This is a genomic window from Paenibacillus sp. PvP094 (genome assembly GCF_040546835.1).
Classification (GTDB): domain Bacteria; phylum Bacillota; class Bacilli; order Paenibacillales; family Paenibacillaceae; genus Paenibacillus; species Paenibacillus illinoisensis.
Map to the genome: position 1 here is coordinate 1776729 of NZ_JBEPOM010000001.1, position 11591 is coordinate 1788319.

The window sequence follows — 11591 nt, forward strand, 5'->3', positions numbered from 1 at the left end:
TTCCCTCTATCTCCTATCCGAATTCGGATGGACTTTTGCCCGTAAGCATTTTGAATACCTGACTAAAATACGTCGCGTTTCGGAACCCCGTCATCTCACTAACCTCGTAGACCATGTAGTGACCAGATTGCAGCAGCTCTATCGCCTTTTGAATTCGATATCCGTTTAGATAACCCACGAAATTTTCCCCGGTTACCCTTTTGAATAGCTGGCTCAGATATTTGGGATGTACAAAAAGCCCCTTCGCTATGGCCTCAAAACTGATTTCTTCAGCATAATGCTGCTCCACATACTGTTTCACTTGATCGACAAGTTTATTGCTCTTTTTCTCTGTCATCTCTTTCCGTGTCTGCTCGATCCATTCTCCAATAAATGCATCCATCCAGCATAGCAGATCCTGCAATGAATATTTAGTTTGAATGTCCCTGAGAAACTCGCTCATGGCCATTGGCGGCTGTAACAGGGGATATTGTCTATTCCAACTATGAATTAAGGTATTAAAAAGACTTACGGCTACCACCTGTACATCCTGAAGGCCAGTACACTTGCCAACCTTAAACAGCTGGCGGATTAAAAGCCATGCCTCTTCTGCCAAATCAATCTTCATGTCTGCCCATGACTCGTTCCATTGCTGCAGCAGAATAGAATAATCATGTACACTCGTTTCCACTCTTTGGATGGAGTTATATAAATAGATTCGGCTTCCTCCCTGAAATTCCGCCATCTCAAGTGCTTCTCTGCTCTCCAAATAAGAGTCCATTACCCCGCACAGATGATTTTTGGGTGTTCCAATCCCAGCGCTCATCTCCATTTTGAGATACGTAAATACTTGGTCAATCATCCTTTCCACAAGGGAGTACATCTCATGAAGCAGCTCTTCTCCGCCAAAAAGAAGCAGCACAAAAACCTGATCTGAATAATCCAGGATCTCTACCTGACTGTTCGGCAAGCGCACCGATTGTTCCTTGATCGTTTCCTGAATAATATCAGCCGCCCCGTAGCGGAGCAGCTGCCAGTCACGCTCTTTCATCTTTGTCAGAAATCCGGGGCGATTCAGCTGCAGACTTATTGCGCTTACCTGCGCAGACAAGGGAATGCCCACGTAATCCATACGTTCGCTAGGCAGCTCATTGGCCTGATAACGTGTGGTCAGGAGTTCGTGCAAAAACTGTTTGCGCAAGTAGGGAACTACCTTCCCGATCTCTTGCTTGTATGTCCGCTCCAGCCGCTCATGCCGCTCTCGCACCTCCTGTTCCAACAGAACTTCACGCAGCACAGATTCAATCTCTTCCACCTCTGCCGGTTTCAGCAGAAAATGATTCACTCCCCACCGCATGGCGGCCCGAGCATTCTCGAATTCGTCGTATCCACTTAAAATAATAATCGGCAGATGAGGATAATTGCGGCGAAGTGCCTGTGTTACCTCCAACCCTGTCATCCCTGGCATGTAAACATCGGTCATGACCAGATCAGGGCGCAGCCGCTCAAATTGTTCAAGCGCATCTACGCCGTTGGAAGCTGTGCCTGCAATTCTTAGACCCAGAGAAGGCCACTCAATATGTTCGGTTAAAGCCTTAATCATATGTGGATCGTCATCTACAAGCATGATGGTTTTCATATGTTTTCACCGTCCAGCCAGAGATTTAACTGCTCTTCCGTCTCAATACGCGGTAGTGAGATCGTTACTTGCACACCACCCGAGCTGCCTGTACGTAAATGAACGCCATATCCCTTGCCACAATATAACTGAATGCGCTGATGTACATTTCTTACACCGATACCTGATGAACTTTCCAGTCCCCACTCTTCTGGTAAACCTTGACCATTATCTATAATCTGAATAACGACCCTGGATGGATCCTCAGTCTCTTCCCCTATTTCCACACGGATTTGAAGTGTCTCATCTTTGGGATTTGCATGTATGACGGCATTTTCAATAAAAGGCTGCAAAATAATTTTGGGGATGTAACAGCTCCGGACACGCGGATCGATCTGTTCTGCATATTGAATGGAGAAAGGCAATCTTTCGGCCTGGATGCTGACATAACAACGGGCATGCTCCAGCTCATCACGAATTTTAATGAACATTTTACCTCCACTAAGGCCAATGCGTAAAAGTTTGCTGAGCTGAACAATCATGCGGCTAATGTCTTTGGCTTCATAATCAAGCGCACGCCAGTGGATCATATCCAGTGTATTGTAGAGAAAGTGAGGTTTGATCTGTGCCTCCAGCAGACTTGTCTGGGCCTCTCGCTTGGCGCGGCTCTCCTCCTTCACCTGGTTCATCAATTCCGTCAGTCTGGAAGCCATATGATTGAAGCCATAAGCCAGATGAGCATACTCCTGGGTAAACGAGAGCTGTACCCTGGTTTCAAAGTCACCCTTCTCAAGCTGTCTCATTCGCTTAATCAGCTGACGAAGGGGCCGGATAATGCCCCGGACAAACAAATACGCGAATACGGCTGAACATACCAGTCCGACCACAGCAATACCGAGCACCTGCCATCCGGCATACCTGACCGGAGATAGCAGCGTATGTACCGGAATCGTCTGTACCAAACGCCACTGAAGTGTCGCGGGCTTGGAATACAGCACGAGCTGCGCACCGCCACCATCGCCAGATACCACCTCGAATCCATCTTCATTCTGCTGGGCATGCTCTTGAATCCATTCACTGTCTACGACCGGTAGCGTTCCCCGAGCGGCTGTATCCACTGGCAGGAGCGAGTCAGCTACAACTGCATCTTCATTACCACTGGAACGTTGGTCATAAGCCCTTACCGGATCGGCCTCACCCATCTGCATAATGACGTTACCGGCCGTGTCCACGAGCAGCACCTGTCCATCCAATACCATGGGCATGTCCGCAAATCGGCGTACAATATCGGCACGGCTCAAACGGATGAGGACATAGGCCGCCGTACTGCCACGACTGTCGAAGATCCGCTGGGCATAACCAACGAGGGAATGTCCTGATTCATTTTCCCGCAGAGGTACCCAGGCAGCATCAGCATGTTCCAGAGCTGTGAACCATGCGTCCCCTGCAATCGTATCTACTGGAAAGATCCGGTCAGCCATCGTGACGTTAACCCCATTGAACGCATCCGTATACAATTCCACGGAAGTGATACCTTCACTAACAACAAGCGTATGGTCCAGTATTTTGGCTAACTCCCGTCTTTGGTGAATCTGTGTAAGCCTCCCTGTTCCTGCTGTCTCCAGCAAACCTGAGAGCTCTCTGTTGCTCGCCAGCGAATAGGCGGTTCCTGTCACTCCAGTAATAAAATCAAAGCCGCGCCGGGTGCTCTCGTTAAGGAGTGCCAGCCGTGCTTTGCTAATCTCGGTAAAGGTTACGGTAGAGAAAGACTGATATGCCAGCCAGACGATGCCCGATACAAGCAGCAGGTTAAACGCAATAAAGCAAGTCACCATCAGCGTGGTGAGCTTGCTTTGCTGCAGTTTGTGATTGATAAACAGGGATAATCTTCGTTTCCCCATGAAACCAACTCATTTCGTTTGAAAATTACCCTTTGAGCCCGGAAGTCGCGATCCCTTCCACGAAGTACTTTTGGCAGACCATAAATACGATGAAACAAGGCACGAGCGATAACACGGACATAGCAAACATTGGACCCCAATCCGATTGGGAGCTGGAATCCAGGAACAAGCGCAGCCCCAGCGGCACCGTGTATTTGCTGACATCACTCAGATAGATCAGTTGACTGAAGAAATCATCCCATGTCCACAAAAAGGTAAAGATCATCGTGGTCACCAGCGCCGGAAAGGCCAGCGGGATAATGACCTTCGTGTATATGCGGACGGGTCCACAGCCATCAATGGTTGCCGCCTCATCCAGCTCTTTGGGAAGACCGCGGAAGAATTGAACCATCAAAAAAATAAAGAAGGCATCCGTGGCGAGCCATTTGGGCACCACCAGAGGCAGGTACGTATTCACCCATTCCAAATGGTTGAACAGGATATATTGCGGAATCAGCGTCACATGATGCGGCAGCATGATCGTCATTAACATCAGGCCGAAGCAGATTGCCTTGAAACGAAAATCGAGTCTGGCAAAGGCGTACGCCGCCATTGAGCAAGAGGCCACATTGCCCAGCACCGCACCCAGTGACAGAACAATGGAGTTGGTCAGGAAACGGGAGAACGGGTTACCCTGGATTCCGGTCCAGCCGTTCATGTAATTTTGAAAGTTCCATTCCTGCGGCCAGAACCACGTCTCCGTGAAGATCATATGTCCCGGCTTGAACGAACTGCCCAGCATCCAGAGCACTGGATACAGCATGACGAGGGCAATTCCTGAAATCAAAATATGTTTCGCCATGACCCAAACAGCAGAATTCCGTTGTCCAATCATGATTTCCCACCATCCTCATAATGGACCCACAGCTTGCTGCTGCGGAATACCAGCAATGTAAACACGCCGATCAGGATTACCAGCACCCAGGCCATCGCCGATGCATAACCCATCTGAAAGAAGGAGAATCCCTTCTTATAGAGATATAGGGAATACATCAATGTTGAATTTACAGGACCCCCGCTGCCATTGCTGATGACGAAGGCTTGCGTGAACGATTGAAAGGAGGTGATCAGCTGCATGACCAGATTGAAAAAGATAACCGGCGATAATATCGGCAGCGTTATATTGAAGAAACGCCGGAGCGGACCAGCACCGTCTACCGCAGAAGCTTCGTCATATTCAGGTGGAATTTGCTTCAGGCCTGCCAGGAAAATAATCATGGATGATCCGAACTGCCATACGGATAACAGCACGATGGAATACAGCGCATATTTCGGATTAGCCACCCAATCCGGTGCCTTGATACCCACCATGGCAAGCACGCCATTGAGCAGGCCGTCGCCACCCAGCATTTTGCGCCATAACATGGCGATGGCCACACTGCCTCCAAGCAAGGTGGGGATGTAATATACGGTCCGGTAAATACCCAGCCCGCGAATTCCTTTGTTAAGCAGCATCGCGACAAGCAAGGCAAAGATCAATTTAATTGGAACGGACACAGCAACATACGTAAAGGTCACCTTCAGCGACTGGATAAACAGCTTATCCGATGTAAACATGGTCGTGTAGTTACCCAGACCGACCCAGGAAGGGGCGGCCAGGATACTGTAGTCTGTAAACGAAATGTATAATGAAACCAACATTGGGCCTAGGGTCAGAAACAATAACCCAACCAGCCATGGGGCCAGAAACAGAAGTGCTGCTCCACTATGGGCATACCTCCGTTTCACCCGCCCGGGCTGCCATACGCTCGGTTCGGGCTTGACCGATCTGTGTTGTACTCATCTTCGCAACCTCCCCGCGGAATTTGAAGTCCGGATCTGTTCAAGGCTCTATTGACTCGATGCAAGTGTCGCCTTGGCGCCTTCAATGAATTGGGCAATCACATCCGATGTGCTGCCTTGACCAAAGGCGATCTGCTCACTTGCACTCTTGAAGCTGGTATCCACTTCGGAAAATCCCTGCGGGTAAGGCGGATCAATTTCACTGGAGTTTTTTGATACGACGTCGATAAACTTGAAGATAGCTTGCTCCGCTTCAGGCAGCGTAGGTTGCATTTTCTCACGAATGCTGGAGTTGACGGGTACTCCCCGCTCGGAGCCGAGAATGGCGGTTGCCTCCGGATCGTTCACCATGAAGTCAATGAACATGGCCACTTCCTTCGGATGTTTGGTTTTGGCGTAACCCGACAGGAACTGGCCTGCTTTCAGATATTCACCGATTTGTTTTTCGTTCTCGCCATGTGGGAGCACTTGTATGCCAAGCTTGTGATCCTGGTTTTTGTTCACCTGCTGGAACGTTAATAATTGGTTGGACCACGCAAAATCCATAGCGGCCGTACCCAGCGAGATCGGACGTGTCTCCAATGCGTTGGTTGTGGACGCCGTCACTTCGGCAGGGGTAACGCCCCCATTCTCGCGAAGGGCTCCCCACATGTCAAACCACTGCTGAAGCTCCTCATGGGTTGCCGCCATCGTCCCACCTTCGAATAGTCCCTTGCCTGTTTGACGAATAAACACCTCAAACATGTTGGTCGTTCCCGATACATCCGCTGATCCGTAGAAACCTTCACCCTTTTCTGCAGCAATCTTGGCTGCAATATCGCTAAAGTCCTTCCATGTCCAGCTCTCCTGAGGCTCTTCGATTCCAAGTTCCTTAAACAGAGTCGCGTCGTAAATGACTCCGGGTGCATTTACGCCTAACGTAATTGCGTATAATTTATCATCAATCGATCCGGCTTTGAGCATGCTCGCGTCATGGTCATCTGTACGGAGCTCTTTACTCTCGCTGTATGGGGTCAGGTCGAGAAGTGCACCACGCCGGGCAAAGTCGGTAAGAAAAGCGTAATCCATCTGTACAATATCCGGTGCATTCGAACCGGCTACCTGCGTGGTCAGCTTATCAAAATATCCGTCCCATCCGGAGTATTCCGGTTTGATCGTAATACCGGGGTGTTTCTCTTCAAACAATTTGATCACTTTGGTCGTCAGATCATGGCGAGTCTGTGATCCCCACCAGGTCATGCGCAGCTGAATGCTGCCCGAGGCAGCTTCCTCACTTTCCTCACCAGATGAAGCAGTAGACCCGGAAGATGCTCCGGAACAGGCTGTAGCCAATAACAACAGGGACATGCAGAACAGGGTTACCCATTTTTTAGTGATCAACATGAATGAATTTTCTCCCCTTTTATTATGGAATCGCTTACAAAACTATTGTAACGGCGTATTACCGCTCATGACATAAACAAAAGTAAGCTTTCCTGTCAAAAAAGTAAGGGGTTAGGGAGTAAAAACCACCGGAGTAAATCCTCCGGCGGTTTGTCATGTCACGAATGCATCATCTCCATGGGAGACCTCATTTTCTCTCACATTGAGGGTTGCGTCACTGTTGCAGGTGTTGTGGTCTGCCTAGCCAAGTGCTCTTTCATTTTCGCCACTTCGGTACCTGCCAGCATCATAATGCCAATACCATGGTTATCATTCGTTACAGTCAGCAGGTCCTTATCGTAATATTCCGCCGTGAAAGCATACCTGGATCCACTGCATACCCCGTGTACATTGCCTTGGCGGTCGATAGCTGTCCGGGTCAATCCGCTCCAGGCCCGCTCTGAAGCTTCAATATAACGCTCCGGCTGCTCCAACCAACCGAATCGAACACCCCGTGCAAACCCATATGCGAACATGGCCGTACAGGAAGCTTCCTGGTACGTGTTTGCATCATTCAGCACCTGATGCCATAACCCTCCCTCTCCCTGCAAAGCTGCATAACCATCACACAATTCATTAAAGAACTGGATTAATGCCGGGCGATCAGGGTGCTCTACAGGCAAAGCCTCCAATACTTCGGTCAGGGAAAACAGTGTCCATCCGTTCCCACGCCCCCACGGAATATGAGTTGCTTGTTCATATTTGAAATCATATACATGAGACATCATTTTGAACTCAGGCATAAACAGATATTTGCGATAAAGTATAAATTGTCTGGCTGCCTCGTCCAGCGCTGATTGCTCCCCTGTCAGGCGAGCATACCGAACCAGAAACGGGGTACTCATGTAGAGATCATCTGCCCACATGGTATTCTCAGCAAATTCCCCAATGCACTCGCGGTAAAACGCACCGTCTTCCTGCCGCTCCAACCGGAAAAGCATGAAATCAGCAATACGCTCGGCAATCGGTAGAAACGTCGGTTCATTACATTCCGAGTACGCCTCAAGCATGGCTGAACCAAAAGAGCCGCAGTTATCCAGCATTTTCATCATGACCAGCTGCTGGTTAACCGCCGGGAAGCCGTACTGTTCCCGATCCCATAGCGAGTAATCATACATTCGGGTGCATGCCTGCACATGCTCTGTTGCATAACGAATGATATCGGGTCGATCCAGATAACGCCCCGTTTGCAGTAGTCCATAAACAGTTACACCCAGCGGATAATCCCAGCGGCCGTAATTGGTCACACTGCCAACCGTCCACTTATTGCTAAGCATTGCATTTTCATAATACGGGCGAATCCATGCATCTGGCTGATCCAGCTGCCAATACGTATGCTCCCCATGCTTGTTTTGGTTATCGTCTTCATTGCTACCCGGTGAAGCATTGATTCTGTACACACGGTCTGTCCGCAATAAATCTTGCACTTCCGGCTCCATTCCAGCTTGGAAAGGACCAACATACATCCACTTCTCCCCTGAAGCTCCATGCACATGTTTGGGCAGTTCCAATTCAAGCCGCTTCCCGTTCACTGCTGCGTTCAAAGTGAAACTCCATGGCCCGGTAATCGCACTGCATTCACTGCATACTAATAGATCGTTCTGACCATATGATGCCTGTATTTCAGACTCGAATGATCCTGCTTCCTGTAACTGTACAGCTGGCTTTCCATTTACCCATATCGTTAGCGGTCCGGAAGAATGGCCGGATAAACTTATAAGGCTTCCCGCCGAGTCCCTATTGTTTATTCGTGTCCAAGCGTAGGCCCGCTGTCCGGGAACATGTCCATATAATCGCTCCAATGTCGGTCTGGCCTGCTGTTCAATGGACCACTCTCTATTCGGAAACCACTCAAATATATCATCCTGTTCCCGTCCAAACAGGTTCCAATTAGGTTCAATACTTCCGGATGGGGATGAAGTACTGAATGCGCGGGCAGCTTCTTCCTGATCAATAGGCTTCGTGTAAATCCATCCAGCTTGTCCCTGACGTTCCTGAAAAGGCGCAAGCACATTCAAAATGCGCACTTTCCCTTCATCCGAACCAAACTGGCATCCAAAACCGGCAGGGGTATATTTCATTTCAAGCAATAACGTATTCCAGCCGGGCTTGATGTCGATCCCCAATTTTACCGTGGCGTCCGGATTAATCTCGTCCATTACCGTTGAGCGATACACTAGCTGATCATTAAAATAGAAACGAACAGGTCCGTAGCAGCGAATGAGCACATCCAGGTTTCGAGTCTCATCTCCCCATACCAGGGCTGCGGCATAGGCTACTTGTCCTTTGTGGGTATCCGTGAATCGTTCACTCAGATTGAAATCATATAACCCCTTCTCATTCTGCAGAATACCCGACTTCTGGAACACCCGATATACAAAGTCAGCTTGCGCATTGGCACCGATATACCTCTCAGCCAGCACCTTCAATATCTGATCCTGATCCTCTCCAAAACGGTAATACATACTCTGCGGTTTATCAAAATACGTTGTCATGGATTGCCACAGTCCTCTCCAGATGGAATGAACACACTCTCTTCAAACGTAATTGTCCAAGCGTACAATTCAAGTATAGCGCTTAACCTTCGTGAGAAAATCCCTTGTACCACAGCAATTGAATCGTTAGCTTACGACTCATGCTTATTGCAAAACAGCCGAATAATATCCCCAGTATAACTGACAGGTTTGTTGGTTGGCTACAGGAATTTGATTACGCTTTCATATTATAGAAATGAGTCCCCTACTTTTCATAGATTATTAAATACGGTAAGAACAAAACCGGAGAATCGGTTTAAAAATGGGAATGGCCTGCCGATAAAGGTATTAGAATGGAAATTCCACTTTTTGTATGGGAAAGGAAAGATGAGCCTTGAGTATCCTTGAATCTTTGGTAAATGCTATGCCTTTTGTAAGACAGATGTTTCGTGACGATGTTTCCATATCCATTAATGATCATGAGAAAGTGTTATATTTTGCCGAGGCCAACGGGCTGGAGATTGGTGTCAAAGTAGGAGACGAGCTGCACGAAGACTATAAGGATTTCAAAATGCTGACGAACCGGGATTCCCGTACCGTGGCAAGAATGCCAGGCGATCTGCAAGGCAGACCTTTTGACGCCATACTCATTCCAATTAAAGAGAACGACCAGGTTGTTGGCATATTGGGCGTAAACTACGCGCTGGATAACCATATCACCCTTGAGAAGCTAATCAGTGAAAATGAAGCAACCATTAACGCCCTGCTTGGTGGCATTCAGCAGATTGCAGCCCATTCGGAGGAACTATCCGCGACCTCGGAAGAGATCTTGCGCAACTCCAAACAAGCTGCAGAGAATTCTGTCAGTGTGACCAAGGTAACCAATGTAATTCGGGAAGTATCTGAACAAACCAATTTGCTTGGCCTGAACGCCATGATCGAAGCCGCTCGCGTCGGCGATCTGGGAAGTGGGTTCGGTGTCGTTGCCAGTGAAGTTCGCAAGCTATCGGATCACACTAAACAAGCAGCCTCAGATATCGAAACTTCACTAGGCAGCGTTCAAGATTCAATGAAGCATATGGAGCTGGAGATTGGGCAGATTACATCCGCAACCGTGGATCAGGCGCAGTTGGTCAGTGAATTTATGCAAAGTATCGAGCAGCTCAGCGAAACCAGTGCGAATCTGAAAAAATTCGTGACCGAGATGCTGGCCTTAGAGTAGAAATAGCAAGATAATAGAACGGACAAATAGACAAACGCAATAATATGTACATATGCATTCAATAAAAGAAGCCCCCGGCTGATTTCCTTGTGCAGGAATCCAGCGGAGGCTTTTCATTTTTGCTACAGGATAACCAGAATCATTCGCTAAATTTCCACAGCCACCCCGTAGTGGTCAGACACAACCGGGCCGTTCTTGCCATTAAGCACGACAGTAGATGACTTCGCCTGCACCGGATGTTTGGAGAAGATGTAATCAATCCGAAGATCGCGTTTGTTGTCAGCCCATCCGGCAATGGCTTTGACTACCGTTGCTCCATCATCTTTTTGTTCGGCAGTGGTGTAAAGGTCATTCCAGCCTTGGCTGATGATATGATCGTAGCCTTCCCCGCGCACTTCCGCAACATTATTGAAATCTCCCATAATAAACAGCGGATGATTCAGATATGGAGCAAGTTTGCTCTCCGTTAATTCCCACTGTCCCTTGAATGGTTCCTGTTCATCATCCCACCAGTTATAGTGTCCGTTCACAAACCACGTGGTCTCACCTTCAACGGCTGTCTGTATACCCACAATTTTGCGTGTCCGGTAGTTGCTATAATCGCGCATGTGAGATACATATTCTTCAAAAGAAGCTGTAATCGGCGTACGGCTCAGGATCGCCAGACCCTCATCGTATTTGCTGAATCCGATATGCGTGGGAACCCATGTCCAGTAATAGGTATCGGTCAGCTGCGTCAGCAGGACATGAGCGTAATTGTCTTTTTTGATCACGGCATCCGGATCGGTTGAGATAAAATGCTGCAAGTGTTCTGCAGACAATGCCGACTCTTCTATGGATTGATTGACCTCCTGCATGGAGATTACATCAAACTGATGTGTATTAATAAAGTCAGCCAGCTGGCTGATCTTGTTCAACTGGTCTTCTTCCGCCCAGGCGTGTGTATTTAACGTAAGTATTTTCATATATGCTCTCTCCTGTTGATTAAAATTGACCACTTCAAGGCCTGTATCGTTCCTGAAAGGAATACATACGCTAAGCATACACAATATGGAGCAACAACGCATGCAGATGTGTAAATCCACCCCTGCTGTTTCCATTTATAATGATCAAAAAGTCTACTACAAGTTCTCTCAATCCATGCACGTGGACAC

Annotated in this window: 8 protein-coding genes; 1 reads left to right on the plus strand and 7 read right to left on the minus strand. The window is 48.3% G+C overall.

Annotated features, from left to right (window positions below):
- Positions 1 to 13 precede the first annotated feature (13 nt).
- The 6 genes from ABIC22_RS08365 to ABIC22_RS08390 all read right to left on the minus strand — a co-directional run bounded on the left by ABIC22_RS08365 (position 14) and on the right by ABIC22_RS08390 (position 9236).
- Positions 14 to 1618, minus strand: a complete 1605-nt coding sequence (locus tag ABIC22_RS08365) for a response regulator (RefSeq protein ID WP_354480075.1) — start codon at positions 1616 to 1618, stop codon at positions 14 to 16.
- Complete coding sequence (locus tag ABIC22_RS08370; RefSeq protein WP_354480078.1) at positions 1615 to 3498, minus strand: cache domain-containing sensor histidine kinase; 1884 nt, start codon at positions 3496 to 3498, stop codon at positions 1615 to 1617. The genes ABIC22_RS08365 and ABIC22_RS08370 overlap by 4 nt, the downstream gene beginning before the upstream one ends.
- A gap of 25 nt (positions 3499 to 3523) precedes the next feature.
- Positions 3524 to 4372 carry a carbohydrate ABC transporter permease gene (locus ABIC22_RS08375; RefSeq protein WP_354480081.1) on the minus strand — a complete coding sequence of 283 codons (849 nt, stop codon included), beginning with the start codon at positions 4370 to 4372 and terminating at the stop codon, positions 3524 to 3526.
- On the minus strand, positions 4369 to 5265 hold the full coding sequence (locus ABIC22_RS08380; protein ID WP_354480084.1) for a carbohydrate ABC transporter permease: 897 nt from the start codon (positions 5263 to 5265) through the stop codon (positions 4369 to 4371). Before ABIC22_RS08380 ends, ABIC22_RS08375 begins: the two co-directional genes overlap by 4 nt.
- 102 nt (positions 5266 to 5367) lie before the next feature.
- On the minus strand, positions 5368 to 6702 hold the full coding sequence (locus ABIC22_RS08385) for an ABC transporter substrate-binding protein (protein ID WP_127540478.1): 1335 nt from the start codon (positions 6700 to 6702) through the stop codon (positions 5368 to 5370).
- Positions 6703 to 6899: 197 nt separating this feature from the next.
- Positions 6900 to 9236 (minus strand): glycoside hydrolase family 88/105 protein, encoded by a 2337-nt coding sequence (locus ABIC22_RS08390; RefSeq protein WP_354480087.1) that lies wholly within the window; start codon positions 9234 to 9236, stop codon positions 6900 to 6902.
- A 373-nt stretch (positions 9237 to 9609) separates the two neighbouring features.
- On the opposite strand from ABIC22_RS08390, the gene ABIC22_RS08395 reads away from it, so the two are divergent.
- A complete protein-coding gene (locus ABIC22_RS08395) occupies positions 9610 to 10437 on the plus strand; it encodes a methyl-accepting chemotaxis protein (RefSeq protein ID WP_127540484.1) in 828 nt (275 codons plus the stop codon).
- A 146-nt stretch (positions 10438 to 10583) separates the two neighbouring features.
- Here ABIC22_RS08395 and ABIC22_RS08400 read toward each other — a convergent pair whose 3' ends face one another.
- Positions 10584 to 11402: an endonuclease/exonuclease/phosphatase family protein gene (locus ABIC22_RS08400; protein ID WP_127540486.1), complete on the minus strand. Its 819-nt coding sequence runs from the start codon at positions 11400 to 11402 to the stop codon at positions 10584 to 10586.
- Positions 11403 to 11591: the final 189 nt, after the last annotated feature.

Coding starts and splice junctions, on each gene's coding strand:
- ABIC22_RS08365 (WP_354480075.1), bottom strand. CDS start 1,618: ATGAAAACCATCATGCTTGTAGATGACGATCCACATATGATTAAGGCT.
- ABIC22_RS08370 (WP_354480078.1), bottom strand. CDS start 3,498: ATGGGGAAACGAAGATTATCCCTGTTTATCAATCACAAACTGCAGCAA.
- ABIC22_RS08375 (WP_354480081.1), bottom strand. CDS start 4,372: ATGATTGGACAACGGAATTCTGCTGTTTGGGTCATGGCGAAACATATT.
- ABIC22_RS08385 (WP_127540478.1), bottom strand. CDS start 6,702: ATGTTGATCACTAAAAAATGGGTAACCCTGTTCTGCATGTCCCTGTTG.
- ABIC22_RS08390 (WP_354480087.1), bottom strand. CDS start 9,236: ATGACAACGTATTTTGATAAACCGCAGAGTATGTATTACCGTTTTGGA.
- ABIC22_RS08400 (WP_127540486.1), bottom strand. CDS start 11,402: ATGAAAATACTTACGTTAAATACACACGCCTGGGCGGAAGAAGACCAG.